Raw genomic sequence first — 18,225 nt, forward strand, 5'->3', positions numbered from 1 at the left:
GGGCTTTTTTTGGTCCTTCTCCCGAGTGCGGGTAGCTCTGCGGGGGAAGCCGGTGGCCCGGCCTGTGCGGGACACGCCGTGAATACGTCCCTGTAGGCTCCTCGGCGGCATCCATGCCGCCGACGGTCCCGCACAGGCCGGGCCACCGGCTTCCGGCAAGTGAGTCGGCGCTTGTAGAGAAAACCAGCCCGAAGCGACGGACTCCAATCCCCCGAAGTCGCCGTCCGGCGGGCTGGGGGTGCGGAGAGTGGACCATGGAGGGTCCACGACCCGACTTAAAGACAGGAGGTCGTCAGGAGGGCGCAGCACCCCCAGTCCGCCGGGCGGCGACTCCCTCCGAAGCCGAATCTCATTAGATCAAGGCTACGGATAGCCTGCGCCCCAACCTCAGGTGGTCGTCAGGAGCGCGCACCCCAGCCCGCCGGACGGCGACTCCCTCCGAAGCCGATCCAGAATGTTGCCCGGATACCGATGTGGAGAGGCCGTTCCGACTTGAAGACAGCACGTCGTCAGGAGGGCGCAGCTACGCAATGTAGCTGCATCAATCGCCCAGGGTGAGCAGCGAGGCGTTGCCGCCGGCGGCGGTGGTGTTGACGGTCAGGGTCTTTTCGGTGGCGAAGCGCGGCAGGTAGTGCGGGCCACCGGCCTTGGGGCCGGTGCCGGACAGGCCCTGGCCACCGAACGGCTGCACCCCGACCACCGCGCCGATCTGGTTGCGGTTGACGTAGATGTTGCCGACCCGCGCGCGCGCGGCGATCCGCTCGATGGTGGCGTCGATGCGCGAATGGATGCCCAGGGTCAGGCCGTAGCCGGTGGCGTTGATCGCGTCGACCACGGCGTCCAGTTGGTCGGCTTTCCAGCGGATCACGTGCAGCGCCGGGCCGAAGTTCTCGCGGGTCAGCTGCGACAGCGCGGTCAGCTCCCACGCGGTCGGCGCGAAGAAGCTGCCGTGCGCGGTCGCGGCCGGGTCCAGCGGGGCCTGCGCGATCAGCCGCGCCGTGCCCTGCATGCGGCCGGCATGCGCCTGCAGCAGGCCCAGCGCGTCGGCGTCGATTACCGGGCCGACGTCGGTGGACAGCAGCCCGGGGTCGCCGACCTGCAGCTCGGCCATCGCGCCGGCCAGCATCGACACCACCTTGTCGGCGATGTCCTCCTGCACGAACAGCACGCGCGCGGCCGAGCAGCGCTGGCCGGCCGAGGTGAAGGCCGAGGCCAGCGCGTCCTTGACCAGCTGCTCGGGCAGCGCCGAGGAATCGCCGATCAGCGCGTTCTGGCCGCCGGTCTCGGCGATCAGCACGCCGATCGCGGCGTCGCGTGCGGCCAGCGCGCGGTTGATCGCGCGCGCGGTGTCGGTGGAGCCGGTGAAGGCGACGCCGGCCACGCGCGGGTCGGCGGTCAGCGCGGCACCGACCGTGGCGCCGTCGCCGGGCAAAAACTGCAGCACCGCTTCCGGCACCCCGGCTTCGTGCAGCAGCTTGACCGCGTAATAGCCGACCAGGTTGGTCTGCTCGGCCGGCTTGGCAAGCACCGCATTGCCGGCGGCCAGCGCCGCGGCGATCTGGCCGCTGAAGATCGCCAGCGGGAAATTCCACGGACTGATGCACACGAACACGCCGCGGCCGCCGAGCTGCAGCGTGTTGGCTTCGCCGGTCGGGCCGGGCAGGACTTGCGGCGCGCCGAACAGCGTGCGCGCCTGGCCGGCGTAGTAGCGCAGGAAGTCGACCGCCTCGCGCACCTCGGCGACGCCGTCGGGGATGGTCTTGCCGGCCTCGCGCGTGCACAGCGCAATGAATTGCGGCAGGCGCTGCTCCAGCAGGTCGGCGGCGTGTTCCAGGATCGCGGCGCGCGCGGCGGCCGGAGTGGCGTCCCAGGCCGGCTGCGCGGCGACGGCATTGCGCAGCGCCTGCTCGACGGTGGCGGCATCGGCCGCGCGCCACTGGCCGACGGTGACGCGACGGTCGGCGGGATAGCTCACGGCGATGTCGGCGCCGGCCGCGTTCACGCCGGGCACCAGCGGCGCCGCGCGCCAGTCGTCGCGGGTCGCGGCGTTGACCCGTTCGGCAAGCGTGCGCAGTTGGTCGTCGTTGGCGAGGTTGATGCCCATGGAATTGTCTCGGTCGAGGCCGTGCGAGCGGTACAGCGCGCGCGGCAGCGGGATGCGCGGGTGCGGGATGCTTTCGAACGCGGCGACGGTTTCGACCGGGTCGCGGACCAGCTCGTCGATGGCGACGGCCTCGTCGGTGATGCGGTTGACGAAGCTGGAATTGGCGCCGTTTTCCAGCAGCCGCCGCACCAGGTACGGCAGCAGGTCCTCGTGCGAGCCGACCGGCGCGTACACCCGGCACGGCACGTCGAGGCGATCGGCCGGGATGACTTCCGCGTACAGGTCGTCGCCCATGCCGTGCAGCTTCTGGAACTCGAACGGGCGGCCGGCGGCGATGCGATGCACCGCGGCGATGGTCTGCGCGTTGTGGGTGGCGAACATCGGATACAGCGCGTCGCCGGCATCGAGCATGCGCGCGGCGTTGGCCAGGTAGCTGACGTCGGTGTTGGGCTTGCGCGTGAACACCGGGTAGCCGGCCTGGCCGTCGACCTGCGCGCGCTTGACCTCGCTGTCCCAGTAGGCGCCCTTGACCAGGCGCACCGGGATGCGGCGGCCATGGCGGCGGGCGAGGTCGGCGAGGAAGTCGATCACGAACGGCGCGCGCTTCTGGTAGGCCTGCACCGCCAGGCCGTAGCCCTCCCAGCCCTGCAGCGAGGGGTCGGCGTAGGCGGCGGCGATCACGTCCAGCGACAGCTCCAGGCGGTCGGCTTCCTCGGCGTCGATGGTGAAGCCGATGCCGTGCGACTTGGCCAGCTGCGCCAGCGCCAGCACCCGCGGTGTCAGCTCGGCCAGCACCCGCGCACGCTTGGCGTGTTCGTAGCGCGGGTGCAGCGCCGACAGCTTGACCGAGATCGAGGGCGCCGCGAACACGTCCTCGAAGCGGCCGCTGCCGCCGATCGCGGCGATCGCGCGGCGATAGGCGGCGAGGTAGCGATCGGCGTCGGCCGCGGTCAGCGCCGCCTCGCCGAGCATGTCGAAGGAGTAGCGGTAGCGGGCGTTGTCGCCCTTGCGCCCGCGCGCCAGCGCCTCCTCGATGGTGCGCCCCATCACAAACTGGTGGCCCATGATCCGCATCGCCTGGCGCACCGCCAGCCGGATCACCGGCTCGCCGAGACGGCCCAGCAGCCGCTTGAAGGCGCCGTGCACGTCGCGCTTGGTGGCGTCGGCCAGGTCCACCAGGTGTCCGGTGAGCATCAACCCCCAGGTGGAGGCGTTGACCAGCACCGAGTCGGACTGGCCGACGTGCTTCTTCCAGTCGGCCTCGCCGAGCTTGTCGCGGATCAGGGCGTCGGCGGTGTCCGGGTCGGGGATCCGCAGCAGCGCCTCGGCCACGCACATCAGCAGCACGCCTTCCTCGCTGCCCAGGTCGTACTGGCGCATGAAGGCCTCGATCGCGCCCTGGTCGGCGGCACGGGCGCGGACCCGGCGCACCAGGTCGGCGGCGGTGGCCTGGATCGCGGCGCGGTCGGCCGCATCCCAGTCGGCGCGCGGCTGGCGCGCGGTGGCGAGCAGCTCGCGCACGTGTTCGCTTTCCTCGCGCGTCCAGGCGGCGGTGATCGCCGCACGCAGCGGCGCCGGCGCCGGCGGCAACTCCGGACTCAGGATCGCGGACGACTGCGACGGCGCGGCCGCGGCCACCGGCGCGGCGGAAGGATCTGGAGTCATCGGGCCGGCACCGGCGGACGTGGAGGCGGCCATTTTAGCGGTCGCGCCGGCGGATACGCACCCTGCGCGGCTTGCCGCGGCGCGGAGCGGGGGCTACCATTCCAGCGCTTCCGCGACAGCGATGGCGCGGCGTGCGAGTCGCTCGAACAGGTTCCGCCAGTCTCCGACGGGTCCGGCGTTGCAACTACCGTTGCCGCCGCCACGGGGACCGCGCGCCACCGTTCGGCGGCGCGACCCGCCATGATGGCGGGGGCTTTCGCCCCGATGCGCGCGGTCGCCGGCACGGTCCGGCGTACGGGCGGCGCGGGGGCGGTCGCGACCGCAGCGGGCAGGGCCTGTGGCGGTCGTAGGGGAGACGGCGCACGGTTCGCGCCGCCGCCAGACGGCACGGACGCGCGACAACAGCGGCGCGGGCCGCAGCGCGACGCCGGCGGCAACGGCGCGGTGGGTGCGGCACGACATTCTCGAATTGGTTCAATTGCGCAATCTGGGGCTCGATGTGAAGACAGCCGGTCGTTTCAAGCAGTGGGCAATGGGCGCGGCGGCGATGGCGCTGCCGATGCTGGCATGGGCGCAGGCCGCGACCCCGGACACCGAGCCCTACGAGCCGGTGCGCTGGCAACTCAACCTGACGCCGGGCGTCACCTCGACCTCGCAGATCGCCTACGACGCGCACATGTTCGTGCTGTGGATCTGCGTGGTCATCGGCGTGCTGGTGTTCGGCGCGATGGCGGTGGCGATCTTCAAGTTCCGTAAGTCCAAGGGCGTGGTCCCGGCCAAGTTCACCCACAACACCACCGCCGAGGTCATCTGGACCACCATTCCGGTGATCCTGCTGGTGGTGATGGCCTGGCCGGCCACCACCGGGCTGATCAAGCAGTACGACACCCGCAACTCGGCGATGACGGTCAAGGTGACCGGCTACCAGTGGCTGTGGAAGTACGAGTACCTCGGCGAGGGCGTGGACATCAGCAGCCGCCTGGACCGCGGCAGCGAGGCGATGCGCCAGAGCGGCCAGGTGCCGACCCCGGCGCAACTGCCGCGTTACCTGCGCGACGTCGACAACCCGCTGGTGCTGCCGGTCGACACCAAGATCCGCTTCGTGATCACCGCCGACGACGTCATCCATTCCTGGTGGGTGCCGGCGCTGGGCTGGAAGCAGGACGCGATCCCGGGCATCGTCAACGAGGCTTGGACCGACATCAAGGAGCCGGGCATCTACCGCGGCCAGTGTGCGGAGCTGTGCGGCAAGGACCACGGCTTCATGCCGATCGTGGTCAAGGCGGTGCCGAAGGCCGAGTTCGCGCGCTGGCTGGCCGAGCGCAAGGCCGCCGCCGCGCCGTCGGTCGCCGCCGTGCCGGCCGCCACCGCGGGCGCGGTCGTCGCCGCGGCGCCCTGAGCGCCGCTTCCGTCGCACACACGCATTTCGACACGCATCATTTTCTCGAGGTAGGGCAATGGCCACGCATTACGAAGCCGCCGTCGATACCGGCCACACCGCCGATGAGCATGGTCACCAGCAGGGGTTCGTCGAGCGCTGGCTGTTCTCGACCAACCACAAGGACATCGGCACGCTGTACCTGCTGTTCAGCTTTCTGATGGTCATCGTCGGGGCCTCGCTGTCGGTGGTGATCCGTTCCGAACTGGCGGTGCCGGGGCTGCAGCTGGTCAAGCCCGAGTTCTTCAACCAGATGACCACGATGCACGGGCTGGTGATGATCTTCGGCGCGATCATGCCGGCGTTCGTCGGCCTGGCCAACTGGATGATCCCGCTGCAGATCGGCGCGCCGGACATGGCGCTGCCGCGGATGAACAACTGGTCGTTCTGGATCCTGCCGTTCGCGTTCGTGCTGCTGCTGTCGACCCTGTTCGTGCCCGGCGGCGCGCCGGCCGGCGGCTGGACCATGTACCCGCCGCTGATGCTGCAGGGCGGCGCCAACGTCGCCATGACCATCTTCGCGGTGCACATGATGGGCATCAGCTCGATCATGGGCGCGATCAACATCATCGCCACCGTGCTCAACATGCGCGCGCCGGGCGTGGACCTGATGAAGATGCCGCTGTTCACCTGGTCCTGGCTGATCACCGCGTTCCTGCTGCTGGGCGTGATGCCGGTGCTGGCCGGCGCCGTGACCATGCTGCTGACCGACAAGTTCTTCCTGACCAGCTTCTTCAATGCGGCCGGCGGCGGCGACCCGGTGATGTACCAGCACATCTTCTGGTTCTTCGGGCACCCCGAGGTCTACATCATGATCCTGCCGGCGTTCGGCCTGGTCTCGGAGATCATCCCGACCTTCAGCCGCAAGCCGCTGTTCGGCTACCAGGCGATGGTGTACGCGATCGCCGCGATCGCGTTCCTGTCGTTCATCGTCTGGGCGCACCACATGTTCACCGTCGGCATGCCGCTGGGCGGCGAGATCTTCTTCATGTTCGCCACCATGCTGATCTCGGTGCCGACGGGGGTGAAGATCTTCAACTGGGTGAGCACGATGTGGGGCGGCTCGATGACCTTCGAGACGCCGATGCTGTGGGCGATCGCGTTCGTGATCCTGTTCGCGATCGGCGGCTTCTCCGGACTGATGCTCGCCATCGTGCCGGCCGACTTCCAGTACCACGACACCTACTTCGTAGTCGCGCACTTCCACTACGTGCTGGTCACCGGCGCGCTGTTCGCGATCATCGGCGCGATCTACTACTGGTGGCCGAAGTGGACCGGGCGCATGTACAACGAGACGCTCGGCAAGATCCACTTCTGGTGGACCATGGTGTTCGTCAACCTGGTGTTCTTCCCGCAGCACTTCCTCGGCCTGGCCGGCATGCCGCGCCGGATCCCGGACTACAACGTGGTGTTCGCCGACTGGAACCTGATCAGCTCGATCGGCGCGTTCGGCATGTTCGTCACCCCGTTCCTCATGTTCTACATCCTGTGGAGCTCCAAGCGCAGCGGCGCGAAGGCCGAGGCCCGCGCCTGGGAAGGCGCCCGCGGGCTGGAGTGGACGGTGCCCTCGCCGGCGCCGCACCACACCTTCACCACCCCGCCGGTGATCCGCGAAGGCGACCTCGCCCACGGCGACTTCGCCCACATGGACTACGAATAGGCGCGGCGCAGCGACCATGCACGAGCCGGCGCCAGCGCAGGACAAACAGCAGGCCGCCCGCCGCGGCGTGCGGCGCACGGTGCTGGTGCTGGTCGCGGTCGCGGTCGGGATCTACCTCGCCTTCATCCTGAGCGGGGTGCTGCGATGAGCGCCGGCAACCACACCGGCGTGGTCAAGCTCGTGGGCGTGGCGCTGGCCGCGTTCGCGTTCACCTTCGCGCTGGTGCCGCTGTACCGGATCGCCTGCGAGAAGGTCTTCGGCGTGCGTCTGGAAAAGGGCCCGGCGGCGGTCTCGGCGCAGGCCGCCGGCGCCACGCAACGCTGGGTCACGGTGCAGTTCGACGGCGGGGTGAACTCCAGGCTGCCATGGGCGTTCCACCCCGAGCAGACCACGATGCGGGTGCAGCCGGGCCGGCAGTACGAGGCGCGGTACTTCGCCCGCAACACCGGCACCCGCACCATCGTCGGCAATGCCGTGCCCTCGATCGCGCCGGCGCGCGCGTCCGGCTATTTCAGCAAGACCGAGTGCTTCTGTTTCACCGCGCAGACGCTGCAGGTCGGCGAATCGCGCGACATGCCGGTGCGCTTCATCGTCGACCCGGATCTGCCGGCCGACATCCATACCTTGACCCTGTCCTACACCTTCTACAAGAACGACGCCCAGACCGACCAGGTCAACGCGCCGAAAGCGGCCTCTGACCTGCCTCACGCCGCACCCTGACACGACGTACGTAACCGGAAGACCCGACCATGGCCCAAGCGCACAGCTCCGATATCCAGGCACACGACGCGAATGTGTATTTCGTTCCGTCCAGCAGCCGCTGGCCGGTGGTGGCCTCGGCCGCGCTGTTCACCACCATGCTCGGTTTCGCCAGCTGGCTCAACGAGGCCAGCTGGGGCAAGCCGCTGTTCTTCGCCGGGCTGGCGTTCCTGGCCGCGGTCCTGTTCAAGTGGTTCGGCGACGTCATCACCGAGTCGGTGCGCGGCTACTACAACAAGCAGGTCGACGGCTCGTTCCGGATGGGGATGGTGTGGTTCATCTTCTCCGAGGTGATGTTCTTCGCCGCGTTCTTCGGTGCGCTGTTCTACGCGCGCCAGTACGTGACGCCGTGGCTCAACGGCCAGGGCGACGGCGTGCTGACCAACAGCCTGCTGTGGCCGGGCTACGCCGCCGGCTGGCCGAACAACGGCCCGGGCGCGATCGGCGGCAGCTTCCAGACCATCCCGGCGTGGGGCCTGCCGCTGCTCAACACCCTGATCCTGCTGTCCTCCGGCGTCACCGTCACCATCGCCCACCACGCGCTCAAGGCCGACAAGCGCAGGCAGCTGCTGCTGTTCCTCGGCGCCACGGTGCTGCTGGGCTGCCTGTTCCTGTACTTCCAGGCCAGCGAGTACCTGGAGGCCTACAGCGAACTCAACCTGACCCTGGGCTCGGGCATCTACGGCTCGACCTTCTTCATGCTGACCGGCTTCCACGGCGCGCACGTGACCCTGGGCACGGTGATGCTGGCGATCGTCTGGCTGCGCTGCCTGAAGGGCCACTTCAGCGGCGAGGACCACTTCGCGTTCGAGGCGGTGGCCTGGTACTGGCATTTCGTCGACGTGGTCTGGCTGGGCCTGTTCCTGTTCGTGTACGTGCTGTAGCCCGCCTGGGCCGGCGCGAAGCCGGCCTTTGCCACGCGAGAAACGGTTCAGGCGGCGGGGACGACGCCGTGCGGGGTGATCCAGCCCTGCTGGATCGCCAGCGCGATCAGCAGGATCAGCACGACCGATAGCGCGATGCGCTTGGTCAACGCGTTCACGGTGCGCTTGGTCGTGCCCTTGTCGACCAGCATGTAGTACAGCCCGGCACCGAGGTTCCACAGGATGACGAGCAGGAAAGCGATGATCAGCAGGGTCTTGAGCGAGTCGTTCATCGGTGGAACCTGCCTGCGGACGCACCGGAGCGGTGCCAGGGGCGCATTATCGCAGCCGCAAGCCGCGCCGGCGTGAGCGTATGTCGCAACATCGTGTTCGGCTGGGCGCTGGCGTTGCTGGCGATCGCCCTGTTCACGCGACTGGGGCTGTGGCAGCTGCAGCGCATGCAGCAGAAGCAGGCGATGCTGGCGGCGGTGGCCGGAGTGCTGCAGGCGCGCCAGCCGCAACCGCTGGCGGTCGCCGCCGATCCGCAGCGCCGCGCCGGTTACGACTGGAGCGCCGGACGCGGCCATTTCCTCGCCGCGCCGGCGGTGCTGCTGGACAACCAGAGCCGCGAGGAGCGCGCCGGCGTGCGCGCCTATCGTGTGTTCCAGCCCGCGGTCGGGACGCCGCTGCTGGTGGAACTGGGCTGGCTGCCGCTGCCGGGGGACCGGCGCCTGCCGGCGGTACCGCGGCCGGCCGGGGAATGGCAGTTGGCCGGCCTGCTGACGCCGCCGCCCGCGGCCGGACTCGGTGGCGGCGCGGCCCTCGCCCGGGCCGACGGGGCGCTGCTGACGCTCGCGCTGGACCCGCCGACGCTGCGGCGCGCGCTGGATCTGCCGGCGCTGGCGCCACGGGTGCTGAAGCTGGACCCGGCGCAGGCGCTGGATGCGGGACCGGGCTACGTGCGCGATCTCGACATCCTGCCCAACACACTGCCGCCCGAGCGCCACCTCGGCTACGCGGTGCAGTGGTTCGCGCTCGCCGCCGCGGTGCTGGTCACCGCGCTGGTGCTGAGTTTGCGCAGACACGGAGCGCGCGCTCGCCGCGCGGGCATGCGATGACCGATCCCACCCGCCCGCCGGTTCGCCGCAACCGCCTCGCGTTGCTGGTGGTCGCCGCGCTGTTCCTGGGCAGCCTGCTGCTGGCCGGCGCGCTGCGGTTCTCCGGCTGGCGCCCGGCCGGGATGAAGAACCACGGCGAGCTGCTGCAGCCGCCGGTCGACCTGCGCGCACGCGTCCCGCGGCTGGCCGACGGCAGTGCCTATCCCTGGAATCCGGGCGCGCGCGTGTGGCGCATCGCGCTGGCGCCGCCGGCGGACTGTGCCCAGGCCTGCGCGTCGCTGGCGCGCGACCTCGACGTGGTCTGGCGGCTGATGGGCCGCAACGCCGACCAGGTCGACGTCCTGTGGCTGTGCGCCGAACCCGGCTGCAGCGCGCCGGCGCCGTTGCGCGGGGATGCGTCGTTGCGCCTGCTGCGCCCGGACCCGGCGCTGCGCGCGGCGTTGCCGCGGGTGGAGCCCACGGCCGCCGAAGCCGCCGGCGGCGTGCCGGTGTACGTGATCGATCCCAACGGCTTCGTGATCCTGCGTTACTCTCCCGGCGCCGATCCGGCCGGGCTGCGCGCGGATCTGGCCAAGCTGCTCAAGCTGATGTGACATGAGTCCGACCCCGCGCCCCATCGTCTTCCGCCTGCCCGAGCACAAGCCGCCCGTGTACCGGCATTTCCACCGCATCGCCTGGCTCGCCTGCGCGCTGGCGTTCGGGGTGATCGTGTTCGGCGCCTTCGTGCGCCTGTCCAACGCCGGCCTGAGCTGTCCGGACTGGCCGACCTGCTACGGCCGCGCCGCGTGGCCGGTCGCGGCGCACGAGGTGGCCGACCACGCCGCGACCGCGATCCGCCCGCTGGACGCGAGCAAGGCCTGGCGCGAACAGGTGCACCGCATGCTGGCCGGATCGCTCGGCGTGCTGGTGCTGCTGCTGGCGCTGCTGGCGGCGCGCCGGCAACGGCACGGCGTCGCCCAGGTGATCGGCGCCGCGGTCGCGGTGGCGCTGTCGATCCCGCTGTACATGCGCGGCCTGCACGGCGCGGCGGCGCTGCTGGCGGCGGCGGGCGAGCTGGTGCTGCTGCAGGCGGCGGTGCGCTGGGCGCGCGAGCGCGGCGGCGGCCCGGCGCACGCGCTGCCGGCGATCGCGGCACTGACCCTGGCGACGATCGTGTTCCAGGCGCTGCTGGGGATGTGGACCGTGACCTGGCTGCTCAAGCCGATCGTGGTCATGGGCCATCTGCTCGGCGGCCTGGCGACGTTCGCGCTGCTGGCATGGATGGCCTGGCGCGCGACCGACCTGCCGATCCGGCTGCCGGATGCGGCGGTGCTGCGTCGCTGGCTGGCGCTGGCGCTGGCGCTGCTGGCGCTGCAGATCGCGCTCGGCGGCTGGACCAGCGCCAACTACGCCGCGCTGGCCTGCGGCACCGATTTCCCCACCTGCGTCGGACGGTGGTGGCCGCCGCACGATTTCCGCGAGGGCTTCGTGCTGTGGCGCGGGATCGGCGTGGACTACGAGGGCGGCGTGCTCGACGGCGCCGCGCGCATCGCCATCCAGCTCGCGCACCGGATGATGGCGGTGGTGGTGTTCGCCTACCTGCTGTGGCTGGCGGCGCGGCTGCTGCGCACGCCGGGCATCCGCGGCGCCGGCGCGCTGCTGGCGGTGCTGCTGCTGGCGCAGGTGTCGCTGGGCATCGCCAATGTGATGCTGGCGCTGCCGCTGCCGATGGCGGTGCTGCACAACGCCGGGGCGGCGCTGCTGCTGTTCGTGCTGGTCGGCCTGCTGGCGCGCGTGCGCGCGCCGGAAGCGTGAGCGCGCGCATGGCCACCAAGCCGCCGTCCGTGCTCCGCCAGTACTGGAGCCTGACCAAGCCGCGGATCGTGGCGCTGATCGTGTTCACCGCGGTGATCGGCATGTTCCTGGCGGTACCGGGGCTGCCGCCGCTGCGCCAAGCGCTGCTCGGCACGCTCGGCATCTGGCTGGGCGCGGCCAGTGCGTCGGCGATCAACCAGCTGATCGATTCGCGGATCGACGCCAAGATGGCGCGGACCGCGTGGCGGCCGCTGGTGGCGGGCACGCTGACGCCGCGCCAGGCGTTGGCCTTCGCGCTGGTGCTGGCGGCGCTGTCGACGGCGATCCTGTGGTGGGGCGTCAATCCGCTGACCGCGGTGCTGACCTTCGCCTCGCTGATCGGCTACGCGGTGGTCTATACCGCGATCCTCAAGCACGCCACGCCGCAGAACATCGTCATCGGCGGCATCGCCGGCGCGGCACCGCCGGCGCTGGGCTGGGCCGCGGTCACCGGGCAGCTGCACCCGCACGCGCTGCTGCTGGTGCTGATCATCTTCGTGTGGACGCCGCCGCATTTCTGGGCGCTGGCGATCTTCCGCCGCGAGGACTACGCCCGCGCGCTGGTGCCGATGCTGCCGGTGACCCACGGCGTGGAATACACGCGCTGGCAGATCGTGCTGTACACGGTGCTGCTGCTGGTGGTGACGGTGCTGCCGTGGGCGACCGGCATGAGCGGGCTGTTCTACCTCGGCGGCGCGCTGGTGCTGGGGCTGGTGTTCCTGTGGTACGCGTGGCGGCTGATGGATCCGCCGGACGAGTTCTACGCAATGCGCGTGTTCAACTATTCGATCGTGTACCTGCTGGCGCTGTTTGCGTTCCTGCTGCTGGACCACTGGCTGGCGCCGTGGCTGCAGCCGGCCCCCGTAGTGCGGCTGCTGCCGGTCGGTTAGGGCCGGGCGACCCGTCCGCGGCATGCGGCGACGCTCCTGCCCGCGTCGCGGATCGGGTGGATCGAGGAGGGAGGACGATGAAGCTTCGGATCAAGCGCGTCTATGCGCCGCCGACGGCCGCCGACGGCCGCCGCATCCTGGTGGAGCGGTTGTGGCCGCGCGGTCTGACCAAGGAAAAAGCGGCGGTCGACCTGTGGCTGAAGGAGATCGCGCCGAGCACGGCGTTGCGCCAGTGGTTCGGCCACGATCCGCAGCGCTGGGAGGAGTTCCAGCGCCGCTACCTGGACGAGCTCAAGCGCAATCCGGAGCCGGTCGCGCTGCTGGCGCAAGCGTTGCGCAAGGGCCCGGCGACGCTGGTGTACGGCGCCCGCGACGAGGTCCACAACGCCGCGGTGGTGCTGCAGAACAACAGCGCGCTGTTCCGCTGACGCGCGGCAGCGCGCTCGCACGGCGCCCTGCGCGGCGCCGCGGCCGGGCGGGTCAGTGCGCCGCCAGCAGGCGGCCGAGCAGGGCGCGCAGTTCCTCCTTGTCGTGGGCGTCCAGGCCGCTGTCGCGCTGCTTGGCCTGCAGCTCGTCGATGCGCTGCTGCAGCGTCTGCTTTTCCAGCTGCGCCATGGCGTCGAGAAACTCGGCGCGCCAGGCGGCCTCCTCCCCGGGCAGCGACTGCGTCGCCAGTTTCTGCAGCGCCGCGGCTTCCTCGCGCTCGCCGAAGTGCTCCAGGATCGCGCCGGTGCGGATGTCCGGGCGCGTGCGCACCAGCGCCACCAGTTCGGCCAATAACGGGATGCCGGGCTGCCGCAATGCGGCGAAGCTGTCAGGGGGCTCGAGGTCCAACGCCAGGTGCGGGCTCTGCAGCAGCAACGCGATCGCACTGCGCACCAGGCTGCGCTTCGGCGCCGGCGCGCCGCGACCGCTGCCGTGTGCGCGTTGCGCCGGGATGTGCGTGTCCGGCGAGCTGGCGCGCGCGCCGACGCCGGTGAGTTCGGTCAGGCGCTGCTGCATGAGATCCGCGAAAGCGCCGTCGGGAATCTGCGCCAGCAGCGGCTTGCAGCGCTCGGCCAGCCGCGCCTTGCCGTCGAGCGTGTCCAGGTTCACGTCCTGCGCCAGCTGCGCAAAGAAGAATTCCGACAATGGCGTCGCCGCGCGCAGGCGCGCGTCGAACCCGGCCGCGCCTTCCTGGCGGACGATGCTGTCCGGGTCCTCGCCCTCGGGCAGGAACAGGAAGAACGCCTGGCGCCCGTCCTTCATCCGCGGCAGCACCGACTCCAGCGCCTTCCACGCCGCGGCGCGGCCGGCGCGGTCGCCGTCGAAGCAGAAATACACGTCCGGCGCGTTGCGGAACAGCAGCTCCGCGTGGTCGGGCGTGGTCGCGGTGCCGAGCGTCGCCACCGCCTGGGTGACGCCGTACTGCGCCAGCGCGACCACGTCCATGTAGCCCTCGACCACCACCAGCCGCTCGAGCTTGCTGCTGGCCTGCTTCGCCTGCCACAGGCCGTACAGCTCGCGGCCCTTGTGGAACAGCGCGGTCTCGGGCGAGTTGAGGTATTTGGGCGAGTCGTCGGCATCGATCACCCGGCCGCCGAAGGCGATCGTGCGCCCGCGGCGGTCGTGGATCGGGAACATCAGCCGGTCGCGGAACTTGTCGTAGACCGAGCCCTTGTCGTTCTTCGAGAACAATCCGGCGCGCTCGAGCAGCTGCATCCGCCGCGCGTCGGTGCCGAGCGCGTCGCGCAGGCCGCCGTAGCCGTCGGGCGCATAGCCGATCGCGTAGCGCTCGACGATCGCCGGATCGATGCCGCGCCGCTCGACGTAGGCGCGGGCCTTGTCGCTGGCGGCCAGTTGCCGGCGGAAGAACTGCGCGGCCGCGTCGAGCGCGGCGTAGAGGTCGCGGGTGCCGGAGTCCTCGTTGCGCTGCCGGGTGTCGCGCGGCACTTCCATGCCCACGCGCCGCGCCAGTTCGTCGACCGCGTCGAGGAATTCGAGCCGGTCGTAGTTCATCAGGAACGAGATCGCGGTGCCGTGCGCGCCGCAGCCGAAGCAGTGGTAGAACTGCTTGCTCGGCGACACCGTGAACGAAGCCGAGCGCTCGTCGTGGAACGGGCAGCGCGCGGCGTATTCCTTGCCCTGCCGCTTCAGCGGGACCCGCGCGTTGACGATCTCGACGATGTCGCTGCGCGCGAGCAGGTCGTCGATGAAAGCGTCGGGGATACGGGCCATCGGGCTAGTTTATGGTGCTTCTCCCGGCATCGCCCCTTCCGCTGGCCGAGCCGGTGGGAGCGGCAGGCCTTCGGGGCGCATGTCCCCCGGCAGCCGTCTGCGGCGGCTGCCTCCTCCTTTACTTCGCGCCGAAGGCCTGCCGCTCCCACCTCTGCCGGATCGCAGGTGCGCCGAAAAAAGTGGTTGCCCTGAGCTTCGGGGTCGCCGCGTTGGTCAGAGTGCCGGGTGCGGGGGTCCGGGGGTGCGAAGTAAAGGAGGAGGCGGAGGCCGCAGGCCGGAGTCGGGGGACATTCGCACCCAGAACCCCCGCATCCGGCGCCCCGCATCGGCGGGATCAGCCCCCCCCGAGCGTTTGCTTCACCAGCGCCGAGACCTGGCCCATGTCGGCCTGGCCGGCGAGCCTGGGCTTGAGCACGCCCATCAGCTTGCCCATGTCGGCCGGGCCGCTGGCGCCGGTTTCGGCCACGGCGGCGTCGATCGCGGCGCGGATCGCGGCCTCGTCCAGCTTCGCCGGCAGATAGGACTCGATCACCGCCATTTCGGCGCGCTCGATGTCGGCCAGGTCCCGGCGGCCGGCGGCGTCGAACTGGCTGACCGAATCGCGGCGCTGCTTGAGCATCTTTTCCAGCACCGCCAGCACCTGGGCGTCGTCGAGCACGATGCGCTCGTCGACTTCCTTCTGCTTGATCGCGGCGTTGACCAGCCGGATCACGCCCAGGCGCGACTTGTCGCCGGCCTTCATCGCCGCCTTCATGTCGTCGGTGAGCTGCTGCTTCAGGGCCATGGTCTTGCTCCTGTGGGAAATCCGTGTCGGCGGGCGGGTGCCCCGTGGCAGCGTCCGTAGAACGCAAAAGGCCGGCGACGCTTGGCGTGGCCGGCCTCCGGGATGGGCGTGCCCCTGGAAAGTCCGGCCGTGGACGGCCGGCCCTGCAGGGCCCCCGCGATCAGTACAGCCGCTGGCGCTTGGTGACGTCGCGCGAGCTGCGGCGGGCCTGACGCTTCACCGCGGCGGCCGCCTTGCGCTTGCGCTCCTGGGTTGGCTTCTCGTAGAACTCGCGCTTGCGGGTCTCGGCCAGCACGCCGGCCTTCTCGCAGGTGCGCTTGAAGCGACGCAGGGCAAACTCGAACGGCTCGTTTTCGCGGACTTTGACGCTGGGCATGCGATGTCTCGGGTTCAGGGGATCGGCCCGGACTGGCGGGCGAGCCGCGTATGATACCGGCGAGGGTCGTACCCGTGCAACTTGCGGGCGCCGGCCTGATCGTGAACCCGTCCGGGACCGTCGGCGTGCCGCCGGGGGTCCGCCCCCTTCCCCTGGCTGCCTTCCGTGAAAGTCCTCGGCATCGAAACCTCCTGCGACGAGACCGGCGTGGCGGTCTACGACACCGCCCGCCCCGGTGCCGACGGCCTGCGCGCGCACGCGGTCTACAGCCAGATCGCGCTGCACGCGCAGTACGGCGGGGTGGTGCCGGAACTGGCCAGCCGCGACCACGTGCGCAAGCTGCTGCCGCTGATCCGCCAGACCCTGGCCGAAGCCGGGCTGGTGACCGCCGACCTCGACGGCGTCGCCTATACCGCCGGACCGGGCCTGGTCGGGGCGCTGCTGGTCGGCGCCGGGGTGGCGCGGGCGCTGGCCTGGGCACTGGAGCTGCCGGCGGTCGCGGTCCACCACATGGAAGGCCACCTGCTGGCGCCGCTGCTGGAGGATCCGGAGCTGGCGCCGCCGTTCGTCGCCCTGCTGGTCTCCGGCGGCCATACCCAGCTGGTGGCGGTCGAGGCCCTCGGCCGTTACCGGCTGCTGGGCGAGACCCTGGACGACGCCGCCGGCGAGGCCTTCGACAAGACCGCCAAGCTGATGGGCCTGCCGTATCCGGGCGGGCCGCAGCTGGCCAAGCTGGCGCAGGACGGGCGTCCGGGCGCATACAGGTTCGCGCGGCCGATGACCGACCGCCCCGGCCTGGATTTCAGCTTCAGCGGGCTCAAGACCCAGGTGCTGCTGGCCTGGCAGGGCAGCGACAGGACCGAGCAGACCAAGGCCGACATCGCCCGCGGCTTCGAGGATGCGGTGGTCGAGACGCTGGCGATCAAGTGCGGCCGCGCGCTCGATGCCGCCGACTGCGACACCCTGGTGGTCGCCGGCGGGGTCGGCGCCAACCGCCGGCTGCGGGCGCGGCTGGAGGAGATGGCGAGCGCCCGCGGCGGCCGGGTGCGCTTCCCGCGCCCGGCGCTGTGCACCGACAACGGCGCGATGATCGCCTTCGCCGGCGCGTTGCGACTGCAGGCCGGGCAGCGCGAGTCTGCGGCGGTGCACGTCGCGCCGCGCTGGGACATGGCCGGCCTGCCGCCGCTGGACGCCGCTGTGCAGGCCGACGCCGGGACCGTGGCCGAGCAGGAGTGCGGCGCCGCGGCGCGGTAAGCTTCGGCTTTCCGCATTTCGCATCCGGTGCCATGGACAAGGTCTTCATCGAGGGGCTGGAGATCCACGCCCTGATCGGCATCTACGACTGGGAACGGCGCATCCGCCAGCCGCTGGTGTTCGATCTGGAGATGGCGTTCGACAACCGCCGTCCCGCCACCAGCGATGCGATCGCCGACACCCTGGACTACAAGGCGATCAGCAAGCGCCTGATCGCCTTCGTCTCGACCTCGGCCTACGGCCTGGTGGAGACCCTGGCCGAACGCTGCGCGCAGGTGGTGCTGCAGGAATTCGACGTCGCCCACCTGCGGCTGAAGCTGAGCAAGCCCGGCGCGGTGCGCGGCGCGCGCGCGGTCGGGGTGATCATCGAGCGCAGCCGCCACGATCTGGCGCGCCCGGACGCCGCCGCCGTAGCGGCCGCCGCGACCGGGTCGGCGACGGCCGGGACGACGGCCGCCGCGCCGAAAGCCGCGTCCAAGGCCGCCGCGCGGCGCAAGCCGGCGGCCAAGTTCCGCGCCGCCAGCAGCCGCGCCTATCTCAGCCTGGGCAGCAACATCGAGCCCGAGCGCAACCTGCGTGCCGCGGTCGCGGCGCTGCGCGAGCGCTTCGGCGAGGTGCGGCTGTCGCCGGTATACCGCACCAAGGCGGTCGGCTTCGATGGCCCGGAGTTCCTCAACGCGATCGCCGTCATCGACAGCGACATCCACCCTTTTGCGCTCAACGACTGGCTGCATGCGCTGGAGATCGCGCAGGGCCGCGACCGCCGCGACAAGTCCTACAGCGACCGGACGCTGGACATCGACATCATCTATTTCGGCGACCTGGTGCTGGACGGGCCCGGCGATTTCCAGCTGCCGCGGCCGGAATTGCGCCACGCCTTCGTGCTCAAGCCGCTGGCCGACATCGCGCCCGACTTCGTCGATCCGGTCCGCGGTGCCACCCTGGCGCAACTGTGGGCCGCGCATCCGCAGCACGCCTCGCCGCCACCGCAGGTCGACCTCGCGCTTTAGCAGGTGAGCGCTTACGGCGTCCTCGCACAACGATGGGTCGAAGTCGCCAGGTCCCTTTCGCGGGTGAGGCGTTTCTCCGGACCGTCCCGGGCGTAATTTTTCCCGGGTTGTTAATCCGGGTCGTCATGGGAACTTCTGCGGAGGGAAGCCGGCGACCCGGCCTGTGCGGGACACGCCGTGAATACGTCCCTGTAGGCTCCTCGGCGGCATCCATGCCGCCGACGGTCCCGCACAGGCCGGGCCACCGGCTTCCG

General features: G+C 70.8%; 17 protein-coding genes and 1 pseudogene. 13 read left to right on the forward strand and 5 right to left on the reverse strand.

Annotated features, from left to right (window positions below; all coding sequences use genetic code 11):
• Positions 1 to 541: 541 nt before the first annotated feature.
• Entirely contained in the window at positions 542 to 3,769 is a 3,228-nt protein-coding gene (gene putA / locus D0Y53_RS11745) for a bifunctional proline dehydrogenase/L-glutamate gamma-semialdehyde dehydrogenase PutA (RefSeq protein ID WP_117203512.1), read from the reverse strand.
• Between the two features lie 532 nt (positions 3,770 to 4,301).
• Between putA and coxB the strand changes: the two genes are divergently transcribed.
• Genes coxB through D0Y53_RS11765 form a run of 5 tightly spaced genes read left to right on the forward strand, consistent with a single transcriptional unit; the run spans position 4,302 to position 8,510 of the window.
• Entirely contained in the window at positions 4,302 to 5,168 is an 867-nt protein-coding gene (coxB, locus tag D0Y53_RS11750) for a cytochrome c oxidase subunit II (protein ID WP_117203513.1), read from the forward strand.
• A 58-nt stretch (positions 5,169 to 5,226) separates the two neighbouring features.
• Positions 5,227 to 6,867 (forward strand): cytochrome c oxidase subunit I, encoded by a 1,641-nt coding sequence (ctaD, locus tag D0Y53_RS11755; protein WP_117203514.1) that lies wholly within the window; start codon positions 5,227 to 5,229, stop codon positions 6,865 to 6,867.
• A 16-nt stretch (positions 6,868 to 6,883) separates the two neighbouring features.
• A complete protein-coding gene (locus D0Y53_RS13205) occupies positions 6,884 to 7,015 on the forward strand; it encodes a hypothetical protein (protein WP_267896061.1) in 132 nt (43 codons plus the stop codon).
• Complete coding sequence (locus D0Y53_RS11760) at positions 7,012 to 7,587, forward strand: cytochrome c oxidase assembly protein (RefSeq protein ID WP_117203515.1); 576 nt, start codon at positions 7,012 to 7,014, stop codon at positions 7,585 to 7,587. Before D0Y53_RS13205 ends, D0Y53_RS11760 begins: the two co-directional genes overlap by 4 nt.
• A 29-nt stretch (positions 7,588 to 7,616) precedes the next feature.
• Positions 7,617 to 8,510, forward strand: a complete 894-nt coding sequence (locus D0Y53_RS11765; protein WP_117203516.1) for a cytochrome c oxidase subunit 3 — start codon at positions 7,617 to 7,619, stop codon at positions 8,508 to 8,510.
• A gap of 47 nt (positions 8,511 to 8,557) precedes the next feature.
• On the opposite strand, the gene D0Y53_RS11770 is transcribed toward D0Y53_RS11765, so the two are convergent.
• Positions 8,558 to 8,782 (reverse strand): twin transmembrane helix small protein, encoded by a 225-nt coding sequence (locus D0Y53_RS11770; protein WP_117203517.1) that lies wholly within the window; start codon positions 8,780 to 8,782, stop codon positions 8,558 to 8,560.
• Between the two features lie 72 nt (positions 8,783 to 8,854).
• Here D0Y53_RS11770 and D0Y53_RS11775 point away from each other — a divergent pair, with 72 nt between their 5' ends.
• The 5 genes from D0Y53_RS11775 to D0Y53_RS11795 all read left to right on the forward strand — a co-directional run bounded on the left by D0Y53_RS11775 (position 8,855) and on the right by D0Y53_RS11795 (position 12,758).
• On the forward strand, positions 8,855 to 9,607 hold the full coding sequence (locus tag D0Y53_RS11775; protein WP_117203518.1) for an SURF1 family protein: 753 nt from the start codon (positions 8,855 to 8,857) through the stop codon (positions 9,605 to 9,607).
• Positions 9,604 to 10,200, forward strand: coding sequence for a hypothetical protein (locus D0Y53_RS11780; protein ID WP_117203519.1), 597 nt, complete (start codon positions 9,604 to 9,606; stop codon positions 10,198 to 10,200). The genes D0Y53_RS11775 and D0Y53_RS11780 overlap by 4 nt, the downstream gene beginning before the upstream one ends.
• A gap of 1 nt (position 10,201) precedes the next feature.
• On the forward strand, positions 10,202 to 11,401 hold the full coding sequence (locus tag D0Y53_RS11785; RefSeq protein ID WP_117203520.1) for a COX15/CtaA family protein: 1,200 nt from the start codon (positions 10,202 to 10,204) through the stop codon (positions 11,399 to 11,401).
• Between the two features lie 8 nt (positions 11,402 to 11,409).
• Entirely contained in the window at positions 11,410 to 12,330 is a 921-nt protein-coding gene (gene cyoE / locus D0Y53_RS11790) for a heme o synthase (protein ID WP_117203521.1), read from the forward strand.
• A 77-nt stretch (positions 12,331 to 12,407) separates the two neighbouring features.
• Positions 12,408 to 12,758 (forward strand): DUF488 domain-containing protein, encoded by a 351-nt coding sequence (locus D0Y53_RS11795; RefSeq protein WP_117203522.1) that lies wholly within the window; start codon positions 12,408 to 12,410, stop codon positions 12,756 to 12,758.
• A gap of 52 nt (positions 12,759 to 12,810) precedes the next feature.
• Here D0Y53_RS11795 and dnaG read toward each other — a convergent pair whose 3' ends face one another.
• The 3 genes from dnaG to rpsU form a co-directional block, all read right to left on the reverse strand.
• Positions 12,811 to 14,547, reverse strand: coding sequence for a DNA primase (dnaG, locus tag D0Y53_RS11800; RefSeq protein WP_117203523.1), 1,737 nt, complete (start codon positions 14,545 to 14,547; stop codon positions 12,811 to 12,813).
• A gap of 334 nt (positions 14,548 to 14,881) precedes the next feature.
• The gene (locus D0Y53_RS11805; RefSeq protein ID WP_117203524.1) at positions 14,882 to 15,331 is read right to left on the reverse strand and encodes a GatB/YqeY domain-containing protein; all 450 of its coding nucleotides are present in this window, start codon (positions 15,329 to 15,331) and stop codon (positions 14,882 to 14,884) included.
• Between the two features lie 160 nt (positions 15,332 to 15,491).
• Entirely contained in the window at positions 15,492 to 15,707 is a 216-nt protein-coding gene (rpsU, locus tag D0Y53_RS11810; protein ID WP_056134345.1) for a 30S ribosomal protein S21, read from the reverse strand.
• Positions 15,708 to 15,872: 165 nt separating this feature from the next.
• Here rpsU and tsaD point away from each other — a divergent pair, with 165 nt between their 5' ends.
• The 3 genes and pseudogenes from tsaD to folK all read left to right on the forward strand — a co-directional run bounded on the left by tsaD (position 15,873) and on the right by folK (position 17,971).
• On the forward strand, positions 15,873 to 16,961 hold the full coding sequence (tsaD, locus tag D0Y53_RS11815; RefSeq protein ID WP_117203525.1) for a tRNA (adenosine(37)-N6)-threonylcarbamoyltransferase complex transferase subunit TsaD: 1,089 nt from the start codon (positions 15,873 to 15,875) through the stop codon (positions 16,959 to 16,961).
• A 32-nt stretch (positions 16,962 to 16,993) separates the two neighbouring features.
• Positions 16,994 to 17,341: pseudogene (gene folB, locus D0Y53_RS11820) on the forward strand (dihydroneopterin aldolase); the annotation flags it as partial.
• 162 nt (positions 17,342 to 17,503) lie between these two features.
• A complete protein-coding gene (gene folK, locus D0Y53_RS11825) occupies positions 17,504 to 17,971 on the forward strand; it encodes a 2-amino-4-hydroxy-6-hydroxymethyldihydropteridine diphosphokinase (protein WP_117203528.1) in 468 nt (155 codons plus the stop codon).
• The last annotated feature ends 254 nt before the right edge of the window (positions 17,972 to 18,225 follow it).

The sequence above is a fragment of the Cognatiluteimonas weifangensis genome, assembly GCF_003416885.1.
GTDB classification, from domain to species: domain Bacteria; phylum Pseudomonadota; class Gammaproteobacteria; order Xanthomonadales; family Xanthomonadaceae; genus Cognatiluteimonas; species Cognatiluteimonas weifangensis.